The following is a 24,981-nucleotide window of genomic DNA, read 5'->3' as shown; positions in this document are numbered from 1 at the left end:
GGTAACAAAAGATTAAAACAAGATTAGCAGCGATAACCGCTGCTAATTTTTATTTAAATTTTATAGAGAAGAAGGAAGGAGTACTATCTTGATTGAAATGATATAGGTATAATTTCTCCGTCATTGGGCACGTAAATTTGTGCAGATTGATTTTGAGAATAAATATGTTTTTTCAGTTCTTGACGGGAAAGGGTGCAATGATTCCATGCTTCCATGTGTACAACAATTATTTTAGTAAAAGGTGCTTTTTTGCCAAGAAGGCAAACATCTTTTTTGGTCATGGTTATGGGATCGCCCGAACTGAATTGAGCTGACCCTGCAAAACATATGGTGATGTTTGGTTGGTAATCTGTTAAAACTTGTTCTACTTCATTACATAGTATTGAATCTCCGACAATATAAATCGAGGGTTCATGAGGAGAACGGAGGAGAAAGCCGGATACCGGGCCCATGCTTTGACCGATACTTCTATAGAGAAAATTAAAAGAAATAAAAATCCAGGCTAAAAAATTATGTTGAGGAGCAATCTACAAATAAGAGTAGGCGGCCCGGAGGATTAAGGAGTGCACTATGAAGAATTTATTGAGGTTTTTTTCTAGCAGAGTAGTATTAGTGGGGACACCGCTCCTTATTCAAGTTTTTTTTATGATTGTGGTCATTTTGAAATTTAGCAGCTATTTTGTTTATGTATATACTATTTTAACTTTACTTAGTGGGGCAGCATTGTTGAAAATATTGACAGGCAAAAGCAATCCGGCTTATAAAATTGCTTGGATTATTCCCATTATGCTTTTTCCTATTTTTGGGGGACTATTCTATTTGCTTTTTGGCGGCAACAACTCAAGTAAACGAATGAAACGAAAGATGCATGACATAGAAGAAAGAATGACTAGGCTGCTCGGGCAAAACGAAGCAGTTATTGAAGAGATTCAATCCTTGGATCGGAGTGCAGCCAATCAATCTCGTTATATTGAGAAGTATTCCTTTTGTCCGGTTTACAACAATACCACCTCAGAATATTTATCCCCGGGGGAATGTATGTTTGAACGCCTTCTTCAAGAACTGGACAAGGCAGAGCGGTATATTTTTCTGGAATATTTCATCATCGAAGAAGGGGTTATGTGGGATGCAGTCCTTAACATACTTGTAAAAAAAGTTCAGCAAGGAGTTGATGTCCGGGTCATCTATGATGATATTGGCTGTCTGCTCACCTTGCCGTATGGTTATGACAAACTCCTTGAAAGCATGGGAATTAAGTGCAGTGCCTTTAATCGATTCGTCCCGATTTTATCGGGACGAATCAATAATCGCGATCACCGCAAAATTGCTGTGATTGATGGCGGCACGGCTTTCACAGGAGGGATAAATCTTGCCGATGAGTATATTAATACTTATCAAAAGCACGGGCATTGGAAAGACTCTGCGATCCTAATTAAAGGGGAAGCGGTTTGGAGTTTTACCGTAATGTTTCTGTCTCTTTGGAGTTATCAAAGGAAAACAGAAGAGGATTTTGAACACTTTAGACCATTGAGGAAGCAAACAGAAACTTTTGTTACCGATGGATATGTTCAGCCTTTCAATGACAGTCCAATCAATGATGAATTGATCGGAGAAACCGTCTACCTAAATCTAATCAATCGAGCTGAACGTTATATCTATATTAATACGCCCTACCTCATTCTTGACTATGAAATGATTATTGCTCTTTGTGCTGCGGCAAAGCGGAGTGTTGATGTTCGCATAATAACGCCTCACATTCCTGATAAATGGTTTGTTCATTCGGTGACACGTTCAAATTATCCCTTGCTTGTAGAAAATGGTGTAAAAATTTATGAATATATTCCAGGCTTTAACCATGCTAAATCCTTGGCAGTCGATGATGAGATGGGTGTTGTAGGTACCATAAATCTTGATTACCGCAGTCTTTTCCTCCATTTTGAATGCGGTGTCTGGCTTTATCAAACTCAAAGTATTTTAGAAGTAAAGAAAGACTTTCTAAAGACGTTGGATCAATGCCAATTGATTACCTTGGAGTACTGTCGTTCTATTCGGTGGTACAAAAGTTTAGGACGTATTTTTTTACGTATTTTTGCTCCCCTAATGTAAGAAAGATTTTTGCTATAAGGTAAGAGGAATAATGATTTGATCATCGAAAACATAGGATAAGGCAATAAGAAATCTCATCTAGGTTAATTATTATAATAATTAAGGTGTGATGATCATGCTCCTTCAAGATGGTACCAATACCCGAATTTCGTATTTAAATTTAGGCGACAGGATTGCTAAAGCTGTGCGTATCTTCATGGATCTGAAGATTGCTATTATCCCCGTTTTAGATGAGGAAGGCGGTCTATTGAGTGTATTTAGCAGGAGTAGTCTTTATCGGGCCATTCTGGATGGTGCTAGCCATAAAGACAAAATTGATCCTTATCTAATTAAAGAAGTGATCACTGTTTCCGACGATATTCCAGATGATCAGTTAGCTGAATTCATCAAAGCAAGTCCGGTTGGTTCCGTTCCAGTCGTCAACGGAGAAGGAAAAGTCGTTGGTCTTTTATGTAAAGCCAATATGGTAATGACTTTATTCCGCCATTCAGAATTACTGAATGTACAGCTGAAAGCTATTTTGGATTCCATGCATAACGGCGTTATCGCCGTTGACAGTCAAGGGCTAGTTACCCATGTAAATATAGGAGCCCGAAGAATATTGGGACTGAAAGCGGATACCTCCCTCGGCCAACCCTTTAGAAATTTATTGCCTAATCTGGACTTAACCTCCTCTCTTAGTCACGGAGAGGTTAAAATTGGGCTGAAGTATAAGCATCGCAACATAACTATGGTTGTGAATATCACCCCATTAAATATTGGCGGTAATATCGCAGGAGGAATTGTCATCTTCCAGGACCTGACGGACCTGGAACAAGCAGCCAAAGAATTGGAAACAGTTAAGGCTTTAAATAAAACCTTTGATACAGTGCTGAATATTATCCGAGACGGAATCATTGTGATCGATGAAAGAGGCAAAACGACGCTGGTTAATCAAGCCATGGCCGACTTTTTAGCCTTACATCCTCAAGAAGTTATTGGCAAGCATATTACGGATATTATGGAGAAAAGCAGGCTGCACATTGTGGCCAACACAGGTGTTCTGGAAACAAGTGACGTTCTGACAATTGGCGGCAAGCCATTAATTGTTTCCCGTTTACCTATTATAAGGGAAGGAAAAGTTGTTGGCGCTGTAGGGAAAGCGGTATTTCCTCAACTCGCTGAAGTGCGAGAACTGGCAGAAAAAATACGGTTATTAGAAAATAAAGTAACATTTTTCCAAGAAGAATTGCAAAAAAACAAAACTGCTCAAGACGTTTTAAAGGGTATTATTGCCGAAAGCCCTGAAATGAAAAAAATAAAGGACGAGATAGCCATTGTGGCTTCAAGCAGTTCGACTGTGCTGATTACAGGAGAGAGTGGGACCGGGAAAGAGGGAGTGGCTCACGCTGTTCATCTCTGCAGTGAGCGATGCAACGGACCTTTTGTCAAGGTAAATTGTGCTGCTATACCGGAAAACCTGATTGAAGCGGAAATGTTCGGTTATGTAGGAGGCGCCTTTACAGGTGCAGCAAAAGCGGGTAAACCAGGACGCTTAGAGCTGGCCGATGGTGGAACCCTCTTTTTAGATGAAATTGGAGACATGCCTCTAACTTTGCAATCTAAGTTATTGAGAGTGCTGCAAGACCGTGAATTCGAACGGTTAGGCAGTACAAAAAGTATTAAAGTTAATGTCCGTATTCTAGCGGCTACCAATAAAGACCTTAATATAGCAATTTCTGAGGGAGAGTTCCGAGCAGATTTGTATTACCGGTTAAATGTTATTAACCTGCATTTACCGCCGCTTCGGGAACGACCGGATGATATTATGCCTTTGATTCACTTTTTCATCGCTAAATTTAACCATATTCTCAAAGGCAATGTCAGAGGTATGGATGATGAGGCTATGAAGATGCTATTAAACTATTCATGGCCGGGAAATGTCCGTGAGTTGGAAAATGTTGTGGAGAGGGCAGTTAACTATACCCGCAGTGGCCTGATACAATTAAACCACTTGCCAGAGCAAATACTTAACAAAAGCTTTTCGGGAAACCAGGCAGCTCCAGGTAGAATTCGCCACCAGGATAAGATCGGTCGTATTGAACGGGATATGATTATCGTAGCCCTGGAAAAGGCTGGAGGCAATAAGACAAAAGCAGCCAAACTCTTAAATCTTAGCAGGTCTCGACTTTATGACAAATTAGAAAAATATAATCTAAGATAACTTTTGTTCAGAGGGATTTCCTAGCGTCCCGAAAGCGGACACATTTCTAACAAATGTGTCCGCTTTCGGGACGCTTTTTTATATTTGAGATCTGGATTTTACAGTCTGTTCGGCAATGTAGAAGTATTTTTTTGCTGATGGAATTGTGCCAGCCGACTGAGTTTTAAAGTTTTGAGGCTATTATAAGTGGGTCAATTGTCAGAGAATGAATTGGATTGGTATATAAATTGCAAGATAATTTTCAAGATTCAGAATAACCGAACAATGGATTTCGCTATGATTTCAAAGAAAACGGAGGAAAAAGTTATGAAGACAATTATGGTTATTGGGGCAGTACAGATGGGTGGTGGAGTTTTACAAAGGACTGGGTGATAAAATATCGTCCTTGTCCCTTACTCCGAAAATATGTAAAAGCGGGTTGGTATGGAAGAAAATCCGGCCGAGGCTTTTATAATTACGAAACATGATGCCAATTGCTTTGAGTGAAGACATAAAGGAGGAAATAAGCCAATGTCTAAAGTTCCCCAAAAGCTTGAACTGACAAGAAAAGGCTATTACAAAGATGCCAAAATCAGCGCCTATGGAGAAAGAAAGCCTGATTATACCACTATGGGCAGAAAAATCGATAACGTCTATGTCAAGCAGCGAGAGGTTGTTTGCGTTGAAGCCTGCAGAACTCCCTATGGTAAATCGTTGGGTGCCTTAGTGGAGTATGATGCAGCCCAATTAGGCGCCTTGGCTATTAAAGAAGTTCTGCACAGAACGGAAGGTAAAGTCGCTCCAGGTGATGTGGACTATGTGATTATGGGCCAGGTAGTTCAGGCCGGCAGCGGTCAGGTTCCCAGCCGTCAGGCTACACTTTTGGCTGGGCTTCCTGAATCAGTGCCCTCGATCACAGTTAACAAGGTTTGTTCTTCAGGAGTCAAAACTATTGACTTAGGGGTTCAGATGATTGCTTTGGGAAGAGCGGAGATCGTGATCGCCGGCGGTCAGGAGAGCATGAGCAACATACCCTTTGCCCTTCCCGATATGCGGCGAGGGAAAAAGATGGGGTTTTTAAATGCTGACTGTGAGGACTTAATGGTGAAGGATGGACTTTGGGACAGTATTTATAACCGGCATATGGCCATTCACGGCTCTGAAGTAGCGGATGAATTTGGCTTTAGTCGTGAAGAGCAAGACGAATGGGCCCTGCATTCTCAGCTGGCTGCCTCAGAAGCTATGGCTTCCGGAAAACTAGATGATGAACTTTTCCCTGTTGCTGTCAAAAGGGGAAAAGAAGTTTTAGAAAAGGACGAAGGGCCGCGGCCTAATTCAACCATAGAAGGGCTTGCTAAGCTTGGTCCCGTTTTCAATCATTTGAGTTCTGTTACAGGTAAGCCGGGCAGTGTAACTGCCGGTAATGCGCCGGGCACCAATGACGGTGGCGATGTTTGCTTGCTTATGAGTCGAGCTAAAGCGGATGAATTGGGATTAAAACCTCTTTTCACCATTGTGGACTATGCAGAAGTTTCTCAGCCCACGAAAGACATTGCGACGGTTCCAGGGCTTTCGATTAAAAAAGTATTGGCGCAAAATAATTTGGCGTTAGATGACATGAAATTAATTGAGATCAATGAGGCTTTTGCGGCTGTGGCTCTGGTTAGTGCCCGCAGTATTCTCGGCATGACTAAGGAGCAGATGTATGAAAAGGTTAATGTTAACGGTGGAGCGATTGCTTATGGTCATCCCATCGGGGCTACGGGAGCCAGAATCGTTATGACTTTGGCTTATGAGCTTAAACGTCGTGGCGGAGGTTACGGAGTTTGCGGAATCTGTGCAGGTCATGCTCAGGGTGACGCCATGCTCATTCGAGTAGATCCCGACTAAAGGTTCATAAAAAATAAGAATTGGAGTGAGATAGTGGTGGATTTCAAATTAAGTGATGAAACCCTAATGGTTCGAGATATGGTGAGAAAATTCGCCAAAACAGAAGTAGCACCTTTAGCAGAAAAGCTTGATAAAAGCCATGAGTTTCCCGAGGAAAACTGGAAAAGGATGAGGGAACTCGGCCTGACAGGATTTCCGATTCCGGAAGAATGGGGCGGGGGCGGAGGAACCTATCTGGACTTCGCAATTATTGTTGAAGAGTTGGCTAAGGCATGTGCTTCTACAGCTGTTGTGACCAGCGTGCACACTGGTTTGGGTTGTATGAGCATTCATCTTTATGGCACTCAGAGATTAAAAGAAAAATATTTGCGGCAATTGACTACCGGTGAGATTATTGGTGCTTATGCTTTGACTGAGCCTAATGCGGGATCGGATGCCGCCGCCTTAAAATGTAAAGCAGAAGATATGGGGGACCACTTCCTGGTTAATGGCAGCAAAATCTTTATTACCAATGGCGGGCATGCAACCACGTATTGTACCTTTGTTAAAACGGATCCAACTCAGCCGAAAGGTAAAGGTATTACTTGCTTGATCATTGAAAAGGACACCCCGGGTTTTACCATCAGCAAACCGGTGGAAAAAATGGGTATGCATGCTGATCCCACTTGTGAACTTTATTTCGAAAATGTGAAAGTTCCCAAAGAAAATGTCTTGGGAGAAATCAACAATGGCTTCGCTGTTGCTATGGGTCTGCTGGCCGGCGGCCGTATTACTATTGGTGCACAAGGTTTGGGAATTGCTGAGGGGGCTCTGGAATATACCATTAATTACATTAAAGAAAGAAAACAATTTGATAAACCTCTGGCTGCGAATCAAGGGGTTCAGTTTATGATTGCAGAGATGGCTGCCAAGATCGAAGCTGCCCAGCTGTTGATTTATAGAGCTGCGTGGCTGAAAGACAATGGTTTGCCCCATAACAAAGAGGCCTCAATGGCTAAGTACTTTGCCACTGATACAGCTATGGAGGTTACCACAAATTGTGTTCAGTTAATGGGCGGATATGGTTATTGTTCAGAATACCCCGTTGAACGCATGATGCGGGATGCCAAAATCACTCAAATTTACGAAGGGTCGAATCAGATCCAGCGTATGATTATTGGGCGTGAAGTAATCGGTCGTTTTTAATTTTAAAACTGAATTGAATAGGAGGTTTTGTAAAATGGCCAGGCCGAAAATTGTTAGTCTTACAGAAGCAATAGCCCAGATTAAGGATGGGGATATGTTGACATTCGGAGGGTTTACAGTTTGGCGTCGTCCAATGGCAGCAATCTACGAGCTGATTAGGCAGAAAAAACGCAATCTTCATCTGGTTGAAGTTAACGGCGGGACTCATGATGACATGCTTGTAGGAGCAGGGTGTGTTGGGATATGGGAATCAAGCTGGTGCGGACATGAACTCTATGGCAAGTTTGGCAGTAACTTGGCCCGCAGAATTGAAAATGGCGAAATACTGTATGAAGATTGGCCTCATATTCATATCTTAAATAGGTTAACGGCTGGCGCTAAAGGCCTTCCCTTTTTGCCTTCCTATTCTGCTATGGGATGCGATATGTTTAATCCTGAGAACGATAACTTGGGTAAAGCCGGACTCCGCGATGGATCAAACCCTCACATTAATAAGTACAAATATATTGCCTATAAAGAACCCTTCACAGATTCTGAGATTATTTTGGTTCCCGCCGCTAACCCGGACTGGTGTATCACTCATGTTCAAAAAGTGGGAGTTGAGGGGAGTGTAAGGGTAGAGGGATTGAAATTCAGCGATCAAGAAGTTATTAAGGCCTCCAAGCATAATATTATTATTGCTGAGCAGGTCGTTTCTGAAGAATACTTGCGTGATGAACCAACTCATAATATGCTGCCGGGGTACCTGGTAGATTATATTGTAGAATTGCCTTGGGGTGCTCATCCCACCGGATTATATGGGGTACATGAGCCTGATGGTGAATTTATCAGCAATTTCTTTAAAGCAACACGTACTCAGGAAGGGTTTGATAAGTGGGCGGATGAGTGGATTTTTGGAGTTAAAGATTTCCATGAATACCTGAGTAAATTAGGAACAGATCGTTTGAAATCCTTAGAAGCTGATCCTTCTCTGGGCTATTCATCAACAATGAAAAGGGGGTCAAGATAATGGATAGCAAAACAGGATATTCAAAACCCGGTGAATTCAAACCAATGGATCTTTTAGTCTGTGCCGCCGCCAGGGAAGTGAGAGATGGGGAAATAGTGTTTGCCGGAACAGGCCTGCCAATGTTGGCAATTATGGTTGCTCAGCATACACAAGCTCCGACAGCCGTTTGCATCTATGAATCAGGATCCATTGACGGCAGGCCCATTGACCTGCCTACGTCTGTGGCGGATGCACGCTGCAGTTATCAGGCTGCAGTTGCAGATGGCTTAACCGATGTGTTTGGGCAACTACAATCGGGCAGGGTGGATTTGGCTTATTTAGGGGGTGCCGAAGTTGATCTTTATGGGAATGTCAACTGCACTTTTATGGGCGGACCTTCCGGCAAACGATTGACAGGAAGCGGCGGTAATTCGGACATTCATTCCTTGGCCAAACGAAGTGTTTTGATTATGCCTCAATTTAATCAAAAACGCCGGTTTGTAGAGAAAGTCAGCTATATTACGTCCCCTGGCTGGAAGATACCTCATTGGCCCGATCCAGAATGGGTTCCGAAACAAGAGGTTTATGGCCGCGCCTTCAATGGCGGACCAGACGCAGTTATATCAGACATGGGAGTTTACCGGTTTGATGAAAAGGGTGAGATGTATCTCGATACAGTTCATCCGGGCTTTACAGCAGAAGAATGCCATGAAAACTGCAGTTTTAACCTCAATATTTCCAGAGTCAAGGGGGAAACCCTTACCCCTACTTATGAAGAATTAGAGTTGCTTTATAAAGTTATTGATCCTGAGGGAATCATTTTAAAATAGAAGGTTGTTGAGAAGTATAAATATCATTGGATCTTGAGGTATCGGTTGATAAAATCGATACCTTTTTTGTACTATTTAGCCGCCCTGCCTTGTAGGTTTCTCTATGTTTACTGATATTACTCAATCTGTAAAACAATAGCAAGAAGGTTTTCGAAGAATAATGAAGAAATAGATTATATAGTTGTCATTTATAACAGGTGACATTAGGTAAATTTGCATCAAGAGGGGACTGTTTGTGAGCTTAGAGATATTAATCACTAACAAGGAGCTTTGTGTAGGTTGTAATAAGTGCATTGCTAAATGTCCTGTTAAAGCCAACGTAGCCTTCCTTTTTAATGGAGAGAACAGGGTTAAGGTAGATCACTTGAAGTGCATTCACTGCGGAGCCTGTATTGACATATGCGATCATCATGCTCGTGACTTTGCGGATGACACTGAGAGGTTCTTTTCTGATTTGAAGCTTGGACATGATATTACTGTTATCGCTGCTCCTTCCATTCGCTTCAACATCTCAGAGTATACACGATTATTCGGTTATCTTAAATCTTTGCATGTAACCCGAATCTATGACGTGTCCCTTGGAGCTGATATTACAACCTGGGCTTATTTAAAAGCTATTGAAGAACAGAAACTAGAGTCCATCATTGCTCAACCTTGTCCGGTCATTGTAAACTATATTCAGAAGTATCGCCCCGAGCTAATTTGGAATTTAGCTCCCATCCATAGTCCTATGATGTGCACAGCTATTTATCTCAAAAAATATTTAAAAAACCATGATCGAATTGCTTTTTTGTCACCATGTATCGGTAAAATTGATGAGATTAAGGAAAAAAATACCCAGGGATTCATCGAATATAATGTTACATATAAGAAAATTGAAAGTTATTTACGAGATAACCAAATCGAACTGTTTAATTATCCTGAATCTGATTATGATGAAGTTGGCTATGGGATTGGATTAACTTACAGCCGGCCGGGCGGGCTAAGTGAAAACGTCGAATTGTACAAACCTGACGCCTGGGTTCGGCAAATAGAAGGACCAGAGCGGGTGTATCGATATCTTGACGAATACTCCCTGCGAATTGCTGAGCATAAACCTCTGCCGTTAATTCTTGACATTCTGAATTGTCAAAAGGGGTGTAATGGCGGTACCGCAACCTGTAACAAAATCAGCGTTGATGATGTTGACTTCAAAATGAATGCTTTGAAAAAAGAAAAAGTTCAAAGTTATGGTCCTAGCCGTCAAGAGTCAGAGATTCTTGCCGTTTATGAATTATTGTATAAAGATTTCCGTTTAGAGGATTTTGCGAGAATCTATGAAGATAAGTCAGGTGTTTTAAAAGTTCATTCCTTTTCTGATCTTGAGGAGATCTTCACACAGCTGCATAAAACAACGGAAGCATCCCGCAATGTTAATTGTTTTGCCTGCGGATTTGGAAATTGCCGTGAGTTTGCTAATGCTGTTTTGCAAGGGACAAACCACATAAGCAATTGCATTGATTATAATCGAAAAGAATTGGTTTGTGAGAAAGAGCATCTCTCTCAAACAAATAGAAAAATAAAACAACTTCATTACCTAGCTACTCATGATTTTTTGACAGATATTCCTAATCGCTATTACTTAGAAGAATATCTTAATAAACTTATTCCCACAAATTCGGATAAACCAATGGAAAGTGCTCTGTTATTCATCGATATAGATAATTTCAAAGTAGTTAATGACTCTTTTGGTCACTCAAGCGGAGACGAAATATTACTTAAGGTTAGTCAACGTTTCAAAATGCAATTGGAGGAAGGAGCGTTTTTAGCAAGACTGGGTGGGGATGAATTTGCTGTTGTCTTAAAGAACGTGGACATGGAAAAAGCGAGTATCGTCGCTCATCAGCTGCTGCAAGCCCTGGGAATAGAAGATTTCAAAGTCGAAGGGCATGAAATAGGGATTAAGTTAACAGCAAGTATCGGTATTACCAAGATAGATGGGACTCTGGATACGCAAACTCTTTTTTCTTACGCAGATGTAGCTTTATATACTGCTAAAGAAGAAGGGAAAAATAGAGTGAGTTCCATTCAATCTAACGTTGATATTGAAAAATTGTTGCAAGCCAATCAAACCATATTTCTAATCAATACCGCTTTGAGAGAAGATCGATTTACTCTATTTTTACAGCCTGTAGTCAAGATGGATGGAACTATTGCCCATTATGAAGCTTTGCTAAGGATGCTTGATCCGCAAGGGGAGCTAATTTTTCCTAATGATTTTTTACCCGTCGCTGAACGCTTTGGTTTAGTATCTCAAATTGATCGGTGGGTAGTAAATGCTGCCGTCCAAATTTTAACTGAGCATGAGGAGTTATCTCTCTTTGTAAATTTATCAGCGTCGAGTTTTGCAGATGAAGAACTTTTAAAATTTATTGAAGCAAGGATTACTGAAAGTCATGTGGCACCTTCAAAAATAGGGTTCGAAATTACTGAAACGGCGGCTATTAAAGACTTGGAACAAGCGGAACTTTGGATACAAAGATTAAAACACGTAGGGTGCAAGTTTGCTTTAGATGATTTCGGAGTAGGATTTCTTACTTTTACTCATCTTCAAAGGCTTCCAGTGGATTATCTTAAAATAGATGGTTCTTTTATTCGAAATCTCGATGTTGATTCCATTAATAAGGCATTGGTTCAAGCGATTAATACAGTAGCACATGCTCTTAACAAAGCTACCATCGCAGAATACGTTGAAAACGAGGGAATATGGGATGTCTTAAGGGATTTGAAAATTGATTTTGGACAGGGTTATTATTTGGGCAGGCCAACAACTTTAAAGAAGTTATCAGAAAGGACATGTTCTTGGGGTACCTAAAGGGTACCCCTTATTCATAAGAACTTTGATTATTTATGGGAAACTGGAAAGAAATGTTCATTGTCAGAAAGTTTTAAATAAGTTATAGTTTTATGAATTAATACTGTTTATTATAATTGCAAATCCTGGAGGTCTTATGATTAAAGATAAGGTGTACAGTCTGTCAAAGATTGATTTACTCTCAGATTTGTCAACCTCTGAATTAGAGGAACTCTCTTCTGACTTTTTGTGGGAGAACTATAGTCAGGGTTCTGAAATTATTAAGCAGGGTCAAGAAGAGCATGCTTTTTACATTTTAATTGAAGGAAAAGCGAATGTTATGATCTGGAAAGAAGGAGATCGTGCCAGGAGAGTCCGATCATTGGGCCCAGGAGATACCTTTGGCGAATTTTCGCTGCTTGATGGAAAAACCGCTGCAACCACGATTCTTTGCCAAGAAAACTGCCAGGTTCTTATGATGGATTCTGAAGGGTTTGCTCGTATGCTTTTGCGCTGGCCGAAGCTATATCAAACCTTTATTGGCAGGTTAACTCAAAATTTGAACGAAGCGAACCTCATTTTATCTGAAGTAAAATACAAGGAAGTTCTTCGTTCGGCTTTGCAATTGACTCAGTATAAGGATAAGTTTTATGGGCTTTGGGGAGGTGCGCGAACGACCTCTGAGGTGGAAAGGCAATTAAAAGAACTGTCCGAACCCAAGGGGCACCTGCTATTGACAGGAGAACGGGGGACTGGCAGGCAAATGATGGCTTGGTATGTTCATCAACGCCAATCAGGTCCGGAAGCTCCTTTTGTGGTGGTTGACGGGGGACGTTTCGATCAACAATGGAAGGGTTTAATCACTGAGCCTGCGGTTGAAAATAAGACTCTCGAGAATGCCAATCTTTTTGATATCGCAGAGGGAGGAACCTTATTTATACGGGAAATAAACTTGATATCTCCCCAGACACAGCTTCAATTAGCTCGGTCAATTGATTTTAAAAAAAGTAAATGTTTTGTCATCGGGAGTATAAACTTAGAAAAGGATGAGCAGGAAAGAGGTATTATCCCTGAACTGCGTAAATGCTTTGCTCACACCTATGAGATCCCTCCTTTACGTAAGCGCAAACGAGATATTCCCATTTTGGCTCAAGGTTTCTTAGAAAAATTAGCTCAGAAGAACCAGCGAAAAGTTCCGATCCTAAATCAGGAAGCAACCCAACTGCTGCTTTCTCATCATTACCGGCAGGGGAATGTCTCAGAACTGATTCAGGTCATAGAGCGGGCGTTTCATATCGCAGATCAAGATGTCATTGGGCTTGAACAGATCTTTTTTGGCCCTACAGCTGAACAAAATGGCTATACCATTAACCTTTTATCCTGGCCCAAGCTCAAAGAAGTATTGCAGAAGGGTGTTTTATTGGGGCGGTTAAGAGGCACTGCCGCAATCCTTTTTATCGCAATGATTTTGTTATTGCTTTTTGATCCGCAAGTTGCAGTTTCAACCAAGCTTTTCACTTTAGTTTGGGGGTTGTGGTGGCCGGCTCTTGCCTTAATATCTCCTTTCTTAGGCCGGGTGTGGTGTACTGTTTGCCCATTCTCAACAATTATGGATTTTGTACAAAAAAGGCTGCACAAGAATTATGGGATTCCGAAGTTGATAATAGAATATGATTATATTTTAATGAGTTTATTGTTTCTCTTGATTTTTTGGATTGAAGTAATCTCGGATATGCGTTATAAGCCTATCTACACTGCCATGTTGTTAATTGCGATTCAAGTATTTGCCGTTGTTATTGGGATTTTTTTTCCGCGCCATACTTGGTGCCGGCATTTTTGTCCCTTAGGAGGATTTATTGGGATTGCTTCCGTAGGATCAATGTTGGAGGTGAGAGCAGATCCTTCAGTTTGTTTGAATAAGTGCATAACCTTTGACTGTTATGTTGGTACCAAAAGGGTTTCAGGTTGCCCAATGTCACAACATCTTCCCTTTTTAGACAATAATCTGGACTGCAAATTATGTTTTAATTGTGTGAGAAATTGCCCGAACGGTTCCGTTCAAGTAAATCTGAGGCTTGCAGGGCGCGAGGTATGGCACTTAGTACGTGTCAATCAGGGATTTGTTGTCTTTATCGGAGTCATGTTGGGTATTTTAGTGCCGCTTAACTACTTTGTAACTTTCCGGCAAGTTGAGGTATTATCGGCTGGGAAAGTATGGTTTAGCCTGTGCTTTTGGGGCGCAGGATTAATAGGGGGAATGCTTGCTTGGCTGCTTTCCAAACCATTCAAAACTAAGGCTGCTTCCCTGCGGGTTAAGATCGTTTTTGCCTTTACTCCTCTGGTCTTAGCTGGGCATATTATGTATCAAATATCCTTTGTACCAGGTATTCGGCAGCTGTTTTTCGGTGTAGGTTATGATGCTCAGACAGGCGCCCTATTCCTTCATATTCCTGCCATAGTTTTAGCTCGTGGGATTGTCACAGCTTTTGGGTTAGTGTTGACTGGGGTCACCATTGCCCTGGTCCTGCTGCGAACGAAGGGAAAAGGAGCAGCCTCTTTCAAGGCTTAAAGCAAAATAACCAAAAAACAGGTCCTTCTTAACCAAAAGAAGGACCTGTTTTAATTACTGGCTCTTAATAATCTTGAAGTTTCTAAAGCGTTAATAAGCATTTCTCGCCAAGAGTTAAAATTCGTTGTCTTTTTGATATGGGCGTCGATATCTTTGTCAGGAATGGCATCATAGTCCTCTTGAGAGTGAATGGAAAATCCTCCTGAGGACAACAGTTCATCGATTGATTCAAATTGTGTGTAATGTTTCATGAATTCCGCTGGAAAAAGTTCGGTAAAGTCCATTGAGCCTTTTTGATTGTCCACCTGAATAATCGCCTCCTGTCAATAGTTAGTATAGCTTTTTCTACAAAAACTATACATTTCTTATCTAATATCATTTAGGGAAAACTCTATTGACCATAGAAGACCATAGAAAACCAGCCGGATCATTTTCCGGCTGGTTTGGCGGTCATTTATGAACTATGTCTTATTATAATGTGAGTCTTATTATATTGTAACATCTGTGCCGTAATAGGCAGCCTTGTATACTGCTACAAGTCCTGCCACAGTTGGTTTGCGGGGATTAGTTCCCGTACAGGGATCACCTAAAGCGGCTTCAGCTAATTGTTCTACATTGCTTAGGAAGACATCTTCAGGCATTCCCAGGGATTGCAGCGTTGGTTGAATGCCAAGGGATGCATTTAGCTGGCGAATGGCGGTTACTAAAGCGTTAATCAATTCTTGTTCAGATGATCCCGAAAGACCTAAATATTGGCCAATTTGGGCATAGCGTTCACCGGCAACTTTCGAATTATACTGGATGACTGCCGGCATTAGGATAGTGTTACAGCGGCCATGAGTAGTTCCTGCTTTCGTGGATATTTTATGAGATAGACTATGGTCAATGCCCAAAATGGCATTGGAAAAAGCCATGCCGGCGAAGTTTTGAGAGATATGCATTTTAGTACGAGCATTTATATCCTGTCCGTTTTGATAGGCCTTTGGAAGCCATTGGAAAATATTTTTAATGGATTTCAAAACTAAGAGATCCGTATAATCGTTAGCCATCGTTGAAACATAGGCTTCAAAGGAATGAGATAAAGCATCCACTCCCGTATCAGCTGTAACGTGAGGAGGCATAGAAACACAAATTTCAGGATCTAAGATAGCGATATCCGGTGTAATCTCATAGGAGGCCAGTGGATGTTTAATGCCATCGGCTTCGGTTATGACAGCTACACAGGTAACCTCGGTGCCGGTGCCGCTGGTGGAAGGTATAGCTATAAATTTAGCTCTTTTGCGCAGCTCAGGAATAGAAAAAGGAGCTTTAATATCATAGAAAGTTTTTCCCGGATACTCATATAAAACCCACATCGCTTTAGCAGCATCGATAGCTGAGCAGCCTCCGATGCCAATAATCAGGTTGGGTGCAAACTCCTTCATTATCTCTGCACCTCTTTGAACCGTCTCTAAAGAAGGGTCACCTTCCACTCCGTTAAACACTAAGGATTCAATCCCTGCTTCTTTAAGGTAACCAATAGCCCTATCCAGCACACCATTGGCTTGCATGGAATTTTTTCCGGTGCAGATAAAGGCCTTGTTTCCTTGGACTTGTTTAAGGTACTCTAAAGTACCGGAACCAAAGACAATGTCGCGAGGGACTCTAAACCATTGAAGATTCACTGTTATACTCCCCTTTCCAAAGACCTACTTGTCCTTATGTAAATATACGGAAAGTGGGAACAGGTAAGAACCATAATTTATCCCTTTTTTTTGACAAAAGAATTTTATATTAATAGGGTATCGGATTTTTTAAAAAAAATAGGGTAAAATTAATTACGATTTTGAATCTAACTTTGGATTTTAATTATTTGAGGGATTGTCAAGAGTCGATTAGTGGAGGGAAGCGCATGGATAAGGTCTTTGTTTATGGGACGCTGATGAAAGGGCGAAAATATCATCGTCAATACCTTTCCCAGTCCACATTTCTGGGCAAGGCTGAAGTCAGGGACTTTGCTATGTATGCCGTAAGTTCTTACCCGGGGATTGTTCCGGAAATAGGTGAAAAGGTTAAAGGCGAAGTCTATGAAGTTGACAAAGAGACATTAACGAGAGTAGATCTTCTTGAAGATGCGGGCAGCTTATATGTCCGGAAGACCGTTGATGTACTTTTGGAGGGGCAGGTGATCCCTGCCTGGGTCTATATTTGGAACCGGAAAATAAGGGGGGGAAAAATAAGTTACGAAGCGCAGCCTTGGAAAGGATAATTAATTACTAAAACCAGGCCTGTGTGAAGAAGTTATTCCTTCAACAGGCCTGGTTTTTACACAGAAGGCTTCGCGCAACTAAGGCTTATAGCATTATTGAGTTAGTGATTGATAAAATCCAGCATTCGTTCATAGGATTGTTTTGTATCCTTGTAACCATCGTTAAGCAGGTTGTACAGTCTTTGGGGTTTTTTTTCCAGCCGATCAACGTCTAATTCTTTTAGAGGCCTGATAACAAATACCTGGCCTTCTTTTTCAAGCTGTTCAATATAATCTAACGTTTCATTATACTGCTTATAACGGTTTAGCATGGTGTCAATTAAGTGCGGATAATTTTTATATTTTAATTTAAGGATAGTCTTGAATTTACCAGGACGCTTTCGATAACTTTTGTTTCTGGTTAAGACGATGATATTTTTAGTATTGCCATCGGCAATGGATTTTTTTATGGGAATAGAATCCGAAATCCCACCATCTAATAGTTCATAACCTTTATAGTTTATGATGGGGGAGAGCATTGGCAGGGATGACGATGCCCTTAAAGCTTGAAAGTGATCTCCCATATCAGCCTTATTCAAATAAATGGGTTGGCCTGATTGGCAATCAGTTGCTCCAACTAAAAAAGTACCCGGTGATTCATAAAAGGTTTTATAGTCAAAGGGAACATGTTTGTTTGGAATTTCATCAAAAATAAAATCCATACCAAAATAGGATTTCTTTAATAATAAACTTCTCAAGCTCATGTAGCGCCAATCCCGGACGAAGCCAAGTATTACCTTTTCGTTTCTCCCATTCTGCCGGGATATATATGAAGCCGCATTGCAAGCTCCTGCTGAAACACCAATTACATAATCAAAATACAAATTGTTTTCCATAAAATACTCTAAGACACCACAGGTATACAGCCCGCGCATACCTCCGCCTTCAAGCACTAGTCCTACTTTATTCATATGAACACCCCGCTAATCCCCCCAAAACTAGGGGACAACCAGTAATAATTTAGAATTTTACTTTAACTATAGCATGGAAACTTTTAGCATACAACTATTGATTGTTAGAACAACTTGTTTATAGATATGAAGAACGTTGGATTATTTGGCGTGTTAACAGCATTAAGGGGATTAAGATTATAATGCTGACTTCAAAATTTGCAGAACGTCTTCAGTATTTATGGGCCGGAAATCGCCTAAAGGTCCGTTTTTTGTTGCGGCTTTGGCCATGAGTTCAAGTTTTTCCTCGCCAATATTAACGGAACGAAGGGTTGTGGGAAGCTCTAGCTTTCGGAAGAAATCCTTTGTCTTAGAGATGGCTTGCCGGGCAATGGTATAGGCATCCTGGTTTAGATTCAACCCCCAGACATTAATGCCAAAGTCCCGGAAAACGTCCACTGTACTGTCTTCCAAAAATCAATTCCATCCAGTGAGGAGTGATTATGGCCAGTCCTACGCCATGAGTAATGTCATAATAGGCACTTAATTCATGTTCAATAGGGTGGCAGCTCCATTTTCGAGTTTTTCCATAACTAAGAAGCCCGTTATTGGCCAGGCTGGAGGCCCACATTAAGTTGGCTCGGGCTTCATAGTTTTCTGGTTCGTCCATGGCAATGGGGCCGTATTTGATGCAGGTTTGCAAAATAGCTTCCGCCATTCGGCTCTGCAAGTAAGCACTGCGAACGTGACTAAAATAGGCTTCAAAAGCGTGACTCATAATGTCGGCTGTACCTGCTGCAGTTTGACTTTTAGGGACGGAGAAGGTATAGGTAGGGTCCAGAATGGAGAATTTCGGAAGCATTGCAGGGTGTCCTTTGCCGATTTTCTGATTCGTTGCCGGATTGCTGATCACGGCTATGGGATCGTCTCAGAGTCTGTCGCGGCAAGAGTCAATATGGTACCTAAGGGCAGGGCTTTTTCAAATTGAGCCTTGCCAATCATGAGATCCCATGGGTCTGAATTCGTATAGAAACCTGCGGTAATCAGCTTCGCACAGTCGAGGCTGCTTCCTCCTAAGTCTATTATTGCCTCTTGATTATAGTAGAATTATACTACCCTTTACAAGCTCATAGCCAGGCAGGAAACAATGCATTAATTTTGGGGGTGTGGGTAAGTTAGCAATAAACTGATAAATGGAGTATGTAAGATGATTACATTTGCGGAACTGGAAGCTCATTTATTAAGGGATGAAAAGCCAGCAGACTTTTTCAACCAATTAAGGAAAACAGGATTTTTTCAGGAACAATACCCTTTCACTATGTTGGGGGCTTTAGAGAAAGTACCTCAATCTCCAAAGCATCACCCTGAAGGCAGTGTTTGGAATCATACTATGTTGGTTCTCGATAATGCCGGGGAATGGAAACATTTAAGTAAAAATCCCAGAGCTTTTATGTGGTCGGCTTTGCTCCATGATTTAGGCAAGGCACCTGCAACGAAAATAAGAAAAGGGAGAATAACATCCTATGATCACGATATATTAGGTGAAAAACTGGCAGTGGATTTTTTAAAAGAATTATGCAATGATCAACCGTTTATTCAGCAGGTAGCGAAACTAGTCCGCTGGCATATGCAAATCCTCTTTGTTATTAAGGAATTGCCCTTTGCTGATATCAAAAAAATGAGTGCTGAAGTCTCTATTGAGGAGATAGCTCTGCTTGGATTATGTGATCGCTTAGGCAGGGGAAATATGACTAGGGATAAGAAGCTGGAGGTCGAAAAAAGTATCATGACTTTTCTGGAAAAGTGCAACAGATACCAGTGTGTATAAGTCTGCAGTTAATCCCACAATGGTTGATACTTTATTCTACAGGTACTCTAGGCTGTTGTACCCGCTGATAATCTCCCGCAAGTACTAAGATTCCTCCCCCAAAAGCAGTCCAGGCACCGAGGGTAATCCAAACATTAGGACTGAGGGATTCAGTGAAGTGTGCATTTTTTGTGGTTCGCCGAGCTAATTCCTTGAGACGCAGTGTAATCGTATAAGCAGCGATGAACCCGGCTGTAACCAAGATAAGGCGTCCTATTAAAACTGCGGAATCAAGATCGATGGTTCTACTGGAATGTTTGTTTATATTAGCAGCTAATAGGTCTCTTTTGATTGATAAGAAGTCAAAATTAAGATTAATAAATCGGATATTCCAAGGAATAATCCCAGAATCTCGAGATTTAACAAGTTTAGTGTGGTTGTTGGGTTATTTAGTGCTGCCATTTAACCATCTCCTGCTCAAACCTTTATATACTTAGGGTATGCTTGTTCCAAAAGTTTGGACACCCTCTATTTGTGAAATAAATGATAATCCTCCTTGCTATCAGGAACAAAGAGGGGTAAACTAAAGATACTGTTGTAGTTTCCTTAGAGTTACCGGCATTCACATTCCCAGGATGATAAGAAAATTGAAGGAGGGTTCATGATGCGTGAGCGTATTATTCAGGTTTCAACAGAGTTGATAAAAAAGTTCGGCTTAAGAGGTTTTACCTTAGATGATATTACCAGCGAACTGAGCATGAGCAAAAAGACCCTTTACAAATATTTCCCTTCGAAGAACGATCTGATCTCGGAAATCGTGCAAAGAGCAGCAGATGTGGAGAAACAACGGGTACTGCAAGAGATTGAGCGCTGTTCTACCTGGTTTGATAAGCTCAATGCTATACTTTCGGTTTATTCTTATCCTGCCATTCCCTTTCGTGTTCTTAATGAACTTCAGCGTTTCTTTCCTTCAGAACAAGAGCGGATTAAAGAAATTCGCTGTTTTCGGGAACAAATGGCCATGAGTGTATTGGAAGAGGGCATAGCTAGAGGGGATATCCGTAATGATCTGGACCCGGCTATCATGTTGCTGACCTTAACCAAAACTGTTCTTTCTCCCATGGAAGACGAATTTCTGAGCAGCAATGACATAACTATCAATCAGCTTTTGGAACAGATGAAGAAACTCTTATTCTATGGCATCCTAAATCGTTGAGGAGGGTATTAGGAAGAATGAAGCGTAAAACCATGTCTGCAGCCTTGATAAGTTTTGTATTACTGGCTTCGATTTTAACCGGTTGTAGCTCACAGGCGACGGATGTTAACCCAGCGGAGGTTACCCGGCCGGTAACGGTTGTCCCAATATCTCAGCAGTCGAAATCAGTTAGCATGAAGTATTTGGGAGTGATTGGTTCGGGGGAACTGAAAAAATACAGCTTCAAAGTTCCGGGAAAACTGGCTGGTATCAACGTTGAAAAAGGGGAGGCTGTCCAAGGGAGAGAATTGCTGGCAGTATTAGATAAAACAGACATGGCCTTAGCCTTGAAGAATTCTCAGCTTAACCTTTCCCAGGCTGAGCAAGTCTACGCGGATGCCAAGGATCAATACGCTAAATATCAGGAGTTGGCAAAAGGCGGTGCCATGTCCCAGAATGATTTAGATAAGGCAAAACTCGATATGGATGTTAAAGAATCCAATTACCAAAAGGCTCAAGTTGATGTAGAAGCTAAGCAGAATAGTTTGTCCGATACGGAACTCTATGCCGATATGTCCGGATATGTGACTGATATTCTTTATAAAGAAGGGGAGAATCTTGCCGCCGGATATCCTGTTATTGTGGTCCGCAGCCAGGAGCAAGTCATTGAGGTAGGCCTTAATCAAACAGATGCCGCAAAAACCGCTCTGGGTACACAGGCTGAGGTCCAGGTGGGGAGTTATCAGGGTGAAGGAGAGGTAACCCGAATTGACCAGGTACCGGACAGCGAGACTCGAACATATAACACGGAGATAAAATTGACGAAAGAAATTCCGCCTGAAGCATATCTGATTGGTGCTACAGCAGACGTTTCTCTGGCGGCAGGATCAGTGAACGGGATTTGGATACCTATTTCGGCGGTTATGAATGATGGGGAAGATTATGTTTTTGTTGTTCAAGACGACCGGGCGGTAAAAAAGAATATTACCCTAAATGAAAGTCAAGGGTTTAATGTTCGGGTTGATGGGTTAAAGCCTGGAGATAATCTCGTCACTTCCGGAATGAAAGAATTAAGCGAAGGTATGAAAGTAACTGTCTCTCAAGCAGGAGGCCAATAATGGAAAAAGGTTTTATTTATCAAGTCATAAATAACCGGCGGTTTACCCTTTTCTTCACATTTATTGCCTTGTTGCTGGGGCTTTACAGCTACTATATTATACCTAAACAGGAAAGCCCGAACGTACACGCACCTTATGCAATTATCAAGACAATTTACCCAGGAGCGGAACCTGAGGATGTAGAAAAACTCGTCACAAAGCCCATCGAAGATAAAATTATTGAAGTCCCAGGCTACAAAACCTCTTCCTCCTATTCACGCAACAGTATCTCCATCGTTGTCTTAGAACTGGAAAATGACGCCGATGTCGATAAATCTTGGGCCGATCTGCGCCGTTATATGGACGATCTGCAAAGCAGCTTGCCTTCAGAATGCCAAAAAATTGATATCAATACGGATTTGGCAGATACTCCTGGCATGATTCTCAGTCTTTCAGGCGATCAATATTCTTATGAGCAGCTTTCCGACTTTGCAGATCAGTTTAAAAACGAACTTAGTAATGTCAAGGGGATATCCCGCTTTGAAGTGACTGGAGTACAGAACAAAGAGGCCAGGGTGGAAGTCAATACGGCATTGCTTAATCAATATGACTTATCTTTAGAAGACATTGTTAATGTCTTAAAACTTCAAAATGTCGATATACCCGTGGGTTCTTTGAATAACGAGAATACTAAGATTAATGTCAGCGTCCCCGGCAGTTTTGATTCACTTCAAGATATCGAAAATTGTGTAGTATCAGTTTCCAAAACCACAGGAGCAATTGTCCATTTAAAAGACATAGCCCATGTATCCTGGAAATTATCAGATTCTACAACCCGAATTCGGGAAAACGGGCATAATGCTATTTTGTTAAGCGCCTATTTTTCAGATAACAATAATATTGTTTTAATCGGCAAGGATGTCCAGGCCAAGTTACAGCAGCTCAAAGAACAGCTGCCTTCTGGTTTGAAGGTGGATGAAGTTACCTATCAGCCCACATCGGTTAACCAGAGTGTTACTAATTTCTTTGAGAACCTCCTTGAAGGAATCGCTTTGGTCTTGGTGGTGGTTTTCCTGGGGATGGGTTTGAAGAATGCTATAGTGGCTTCAACAGCCGTTCCCTTGTCCATCCTCATTGCTTTCTGCGCCATGTATCTGCTTAAGATCCGCGTCCATGAAATCTCTATTGCGGCGCTGATTATTGCTTTGGGTATGCTGGTGGATGATGCTATTGTCATTATTGATTCCATTCAAGTTCTAATTGACCAGGGAATGGAGAAAATGGAGGCCTGTATACTGGGCACAAAACGAGCAGTCCTGCCGGTATTTACGGCTACCTTGACCACTGCTGCGGCTTTTGCTCCTATGCTTTTTGTCCCCGGTCCGGCGGGAGAATTCCTGCATACCTTACCTGAAGTTGTGATTCTGTCTATTGCCGCCTCCTTTATTGTCGCAATCTTTGTTACCCCGACCCTGGCCTATATTTTCTTTGCTAAGCTCAAGGCGGAAAAAATTCAAAAGCGATCCCCTGTAAAAAGCTTTTATCAGGGCTTCTTGGCAATAGGCATGAAGTACAAGAAAACAACTCTCTTTTTAGCACTATCTTCCTTAGTTCTGATCGTACTTTTAGCCTTTAAGCTGCCGGTCATGTTTTTTCCCAAAGCTGATGTCAATATGTTTTATATTGATATTCATGCCGAAACATCTGCAGATCTCGATAATACGGATCGAGTGGCCCAGCAGGTAGAAAAGATGATCGCAGGCCAAAAAGAAGTTCTTACCTATACCACTTCTATAGGTGAAGGACTTCCCAAGTTTTATTTAACTGTCGGTCAATCTTCTCAGTCCCAAGATTATGCTCAAATCCTATTGAAGGTAGATTTAGCCAAAGGAGGACGGTTTAAGTCCAATCAGGAGATGGCAGTGTATATGCAAAATCTCTTGAACACTAGCTTAATCGGGGGCAGAGCGAGAGTTGAGCTGCTGGAAAAGGCTTTCCCCGGCAACCCTATTGGTATACAAATTGCCAGTGATGATCGTCAGGCTTTGACGAAGGCAGTCAATTATATTCATGATCAGCTGGAGGCTATCCCAGGTACTTTAAATGTAGAAGATGACCTGGACAGCGCTGAATACCAATTTACAGTGAATGTGGATAATGACAAAGCATCTCAGATGGGCATTACAAAATATGATCTTGAACGTCAGATGAATATTGCTCTAAAGGGAGCTGAATCAACCGTCTTTCGTAAAGCTGGGAATGAATATCCAGTGGTTGTAACCAGCGATGTTAACACCAAAGAAGCCCTGGAAAATCTAGTGATTAAATCCTCTCTCTCTTTTCAAGAAGCTCTTCTCAAACAATTAGCGACGATTGATCTTCAAGCAGCCATTCCCACGATCCGCAAATACGACCGGGAACAGGCTATCACTGTCTCTTCTCAAGTAAAACCGGGTTACAGTGCGGTTTCCATTGAAGAACAATTAAAACAAGTAATCGCTGAAAACCCTGATGAGTTGAAAGGAGTTACTCTCACTTATAAAGGAGAAGCCAAAGATATTAAAGATAACTTCGGGGATCTGGGGACAGCGGCAATATTTGCCCTCTTTGCCATCTACCTGATCCTTATGCTTCAGTTCCGCTCTTTTTTGCAGCCCTTTATTATTTTTATCACCATTCCCCTCTCCTTATTTGGTGTGATTATTGGTCTGTTTGCTTTTGGCCAGCCCCTATCCTTTACGGCTTTAGTAGGGGTTGTCAGCCTCATGGGAGTTGTGATTAAGAATGCCATTCTGTTAATCGAATTTATCAACCACGCCCGTAAAGAAGGATTATCTGTTCATGACGCCTGTTTTGATGCTGTCAGTAAACGCTACCGGCCTATTTTTCTAAGTGCCATGACAACGGTCATTGGCTTGGTTCCCTTGGCACTTTCAGGCAGCGACCTGTTTGAACCATTGTCCGTAGCCATCATGTGTGGACTGACAGTGTCAACCTTGCTGACCTTAGTAATCATACCAGTGGTCTACAGTTTGTGGTTTTCTGATCATAAAGCTGCAGTCAAAGAAAGGGAAGGGTTAACAGTTTAATGGGTTCATTGCTTCTGGCAGATAAGCATACAA

The 24,981-nt window shown here is 41.6% G+C and carries 18 protein-coding genes and 2 pseudogenes; 14 read left to right on the top strand and 6 right to left on the bottom strand.

Translation table 11 applies throughout. The features are described 5' to 3' along the window. Positions 1–83: 83 nt before the first annotated feature. Complete coding sequence (locus DESOR_RS29900) at positions 84–281, bottom strand: hypothetical protein (RefSeq protein WP_174275432.1); 198 nt, start codon at positions 279–281, stop codon at positions 84–86. A gap of 289 nt (positions 282–570) precedes the next feature. Between DESOR_RS29900 and cls the strand changes: the two genes are divergently transcribed. The 9 genes and pseudogenes from cls (at position 571) to DESOR_RS19690 (ending at position 14,583) form a co-directional block, all read left to right on the top strand. Then, entirely contained in the window at positions 571–2,106 is a 1,536-nt protein-coding gene (cls, locus tag DESOR_RS19735) for a cardiolipin synthase (protein WP_014186353.1), read from the top strand. A gap of 115 nt (positions 2,107–2,221) precedes the next feature. Beyond that, positions 2,222–4,309 (top strand): sigma-54-dependent Fis family transcriptional regulator, encoded by a 2,088-nt coding sequence (locus DESOR_RS19730; RefSeq protein ID WP_014186352.1) that lies wholly within the window; start codon positions 2,222–2,224, stop codon positions 4,307–4,309. Between the two features lie 355 nt (positions 4,310–4,664). After that, positions 4,665–4,776: pseudogene (locus DESOR_RS28320) on the top strand (3-hydroxyacyl-CoA dehydrogenase family protein); the annotation flags it as partial. Between the two features lie 43 nt (positions 4,777–4,819). Next, positions 4,820–6,178, top strand: coding sequence for a thiolase family protein (locus tag DESOR_RS19720; protein WP_014186351.1), 1,359 nt, complete (start codon positions 4,820–4,822; stop codon positions 6,176–6,178). Positions 6,179–6,214: 36 nt separating this feature from the next. Then, the gene (locus DESOR_RS19715) at positions 6,215–7,363 is read left to right on the top strand and encodes an acyl-CoA dehydrogenase (protein ID WP_042332543.1); all 1,149 of its coding nucleotides are present in this window, start codon (positions 6,215–6,217) and stop codon (positions 7,361–7,363) included. Positions 7,364–7,397: 34 nt separating this feature from the next. Then, complete coding sequence (locus DESOR_RS19710; protein WP_014186349.1) at positions 7,398–8,372, top strand: CoA transferase subunit A; 975 nt, start codon at positions 7,398–7,400, stop codon at positions 8,370–8,372. Then, the gene (locus tag DESOR_RS19705; RefSeq protein WP_014186348.1) at positions 8,372–9,181 is read left to right on the top strand and encodes a CoA-transferase subunit beta; all 810 of its coding nucleotides are present in this window, start codon (positions 8,372–8,374) and stop codon (positions 9,179–9,181) included. Before DESOR_RS19710 ends, DESOR_RS19705 begins: the two co-directional genes overlap by 1 nt. Before the next feature lie 235 nt (positions 9,182–9,416). Then, entirely contained in the window at positions 9,417–12,035 is a 2,619-nt protein-coding gene (locus DESOR_RS27515) for an EAL domain-containing protein (protein WP_014186347.1), read from the top strand. 136 nt (positions 12,036–12,171) lie between these two features. Continuing rightward, positions 12,172–14,583 carry a cyclic nucleotide-binding domain-containing protein gene (locus DESOR_RS19690; RefSeq protein ID WP_014186346.1) on the top strand — a complete coding sequence of 804 codons (2,412 nt, stop codon included), beginning with the start codon at positions 12,172–12,174 and terminating at the stop codon, positions 14,581–14,583. A gap of 50 nt (positions 14,584–14,633) precedes the next feature. Here the strand turns inward: DESOR_RS19690 and DESOR_RS19685 are convergent, their stop codons facing one another. Both DESOR_RS19685 and DESOR_RS19680 read right to left on the bottom strand, forming a co-directional pair. Further along, a complete protein-coding gene (locus tag DESOR_RS19685) occupies positions 14,634–14,888 on the bottom strand; it encodes a hypothetical protein (protein WP_014186345.1) in 255 nt (84 codons plus the stop codon). A gap of 183 nt (positions 14,889–15,071) precedes the next feature. Beyond that, positions 15,072–16,247, bottom strand: a complete 1,176-nt coding sequence (locus DESOR_RS19680) for an iron-containing alcohol dehydrogenase (protein ID WP_014186344.1) — start codon at positions 16,245–16,247, stop codon at positions 15,072–15,074. A 227-nt stretch (positions 16,248–16,474) separates the two neighbouring features. Here DESOR_RS19680 and DESOR_RS19675 point away from each other — a divergent pair, with 227 nt between their 5' ends. After that, the gene (locus DESOR_RS19675) at positions 16,475–16,831 is read left to right on the top strand and encodes a gamma-glutamylcyclotransferase family protein (RefSeq protein ID WP_014186343.1); all 357 of its coding nucleotides are present in this window, start codon (positions 16,475–16,477) and stop codon (positions 16,829–16,831) included. A 101-nt stretch (positions 16,832–16,932) separates the two neighbouring features. Here the strand turns inward: DESOR_RS19675 and DESOR_RS19670 are convergent, their stop codons facing one another. Next, entirely contained in the window at positions 16,933–17,781 is an 849-nt protein-coding gene (locus DESOR_RS19670; protein ID WP_014186342.1) for a patatin-like phospholipase family protein, read from the bottom strand. Between the two features lie 177 nt (positions 17,782–17,958). Next, a pseudogene (locus DESOR_RS28315) lies at positions 17,959–18,834 on the bottom strand (iron-containing alcohol dehydrogenase); the annotation flags it as partial. A 133-nt stretch (positions 18,835–18,967) separates the two neighbouring features. Between DESOR_RS28315 and DESOR_RS19660 the strand changes: the two are divergent. After that, positions 18,968–19,588: an HD domain-containing protein gene (locus tag DESOR_RS19660; RefSeq protein ID WP_014186341.1), complete on the top strand. Its 621-nt coding sequence runs from the start codon at positions 18,968–18,970 to the stop codon at positions 19,586–19,588. Between the two features lie 31 nt (positions 19,589–19,619). Here DESOR_RS19660 and DESOR_RS19655 read toward each other — a convergent pair whose 3' ends face one another. Next, a complete protein-coding gene (locus tag DESOR_RS19655; protein ID WP_014186340.1) occupies positions 19,620–19,829 on the bottom strand; it encodes a hypothetical protein in 210 nt (69 codons plus the stop codon). Positions 19,830–20,228: 399 nt separating this feature from the next. On the opposite strand from DESOR_RS19655, the gene DESOR_RS19650 reads away from it, so the two are divergent. The 3 genes from DESOR_RS19650 to DESOR_RS19640 are packed head-to-tail and all read left to right on the top strand — an operon-like array spanning position 20,229 to position 24,948. Further along, a complete protein-coding gene (locus tag DESOR_RS19650) occupies positions 20,229–20,783 on the top strand; it encodes a TetR/AcrR family transcriptional regulator (RefSeq protein WP_081468537.1) in 555 nt (184 codons plus the stop codon). A gap of 17 nt (positions 20,784–20,800) precedes the next feature. Next, positions 20,801–21,880 (top strand): efflux RND transporter periplasmic adaptor subunit, encoded by a 1,080-nt coding sequence (locus DESOR_RS19645; RefSeq protein ID WP_014186337.1) that lies wholly within the window; start codon positions 20,801–20,803, stop codon positions 21,878–21,880. After that, the gene (locus tag DESOR_RS19640; RefSeq protein WP_014186336.1) at positions 21,880–24,948 is read left to right on the top strand and encodes an efflux RND transporter permease subunit; all 3,069 of its coding nucleotides are present in this window, start codon (positions 21,880–21,882) and stop codon (positions 24,946–24,948) included. Before DESOR_RS19645 ends, DESOR_RS19640 begins: the two co-directional genes overlap by 1 nt. Positions 24,949–24,981: the final 33 nt, after the last annotated feature.

This window comes from Desulfosporosinus orientis DSM 765 (genome assembly GCF_000235605.1).
In the GTDB taxonomy this organism is placed as follows: domain Bacteria; phylum Bacillota; class Desulfitobacteriia; order Desulfitobacteriales; family Desulfitobacteriaceae; genus Desulfosporosinus; species Desulfosporosinus orientis.
This window is presented reverse-complemented; position numbering and strand designations above follow the sequence as displayed.

Coding starts and splice junctions, on each gene's coding strand:
- DESOR_RS29900 (WP_174275432.1), bottom strand. CDS start 281: ATGACCAAAAAAGATGTTTGCCTTCTTGGCAAAAAAGCACCTTTTACT.
- DESOR_RS19660 (WP_014186341.1), top strand. CDS start 18,968: ATGATTACATTTGCGGAACTGGAAGCTCATTTATTAAGGGATGAAAAG.
- DESOR_RS19730 (WP_014186352.1), top strand. CDS start 2,222: ATGCTCCTTCAAGATGGTACCAATACCCGAATTTCGTATTTAAATTTA.
- DESOR_RS19670 (WP_014186342.1), bottom strand. CDS start 17,781: ATGAATAAAGTAGGACTAGTGCTTGAAGGCGGAGGTATGCGCGGGCTG.
- DESOR_RS19710 (WP_014186349.1), top strand. CDS start 7,398: ATGGCCAGGCCGAAAATTGTTAGTCTTACAGAAGCAATAGCCCAGATT.
- DESOR_RS19650 (WP_081468537.1), top strand. CDS start 20,229: ATGATGCGTGAGCGTATTATTCAGGTTTCAACAGAGTTGATAAAAAAG.
- DESOR_RS19675 (WP_014186343.1), top strand. CDS start 16,475: ATGGATAAGGTCTTTGTTTATGGGACGCTGATGAAAGGGCGAAAATAT.
- DESOR_RS19645 (WP_014186337.1), top strand. CDS start 20,801: ATGAAGCGTAAAACCATGTCTGCAGCCTTGATAAGTTTTGTATTACTG.
- cls (WP_014186353.1), top strand. CDS start 571: ATGAAGAATTTATTGAGGTTTTTTTCTAGCAGAGTAGTATTAGTGGGG.
- DESOR_RS19705 (WP_014186348.1), top strand. CDS start 8,372: ATGGATAGCAAAACAGGATATTCAAAACCCGGTGAATTCAAACCAATG.
- DESOR_RS19720 (WP_014186351.1), top strand. CDS start 4,820: ATGTCTAAAGTTCCCCAAAAGCTTGAACTGACAAGAAAAGGCTATTAC.
- DESOR_RS19640 (WP_014186336.1), top strand. CDS start 21,880: ATGGAAAAAGGTTTTATTTATCAAGTCATAAATAACCGGCGGTTTACC.
- DESOR_RS19690 (WP_014186346.1), top strand. CDS start 12,172: ATGATTAAAGATAAGGTGTACAGTCTGTCAAAGATTGATTTACTCTCA.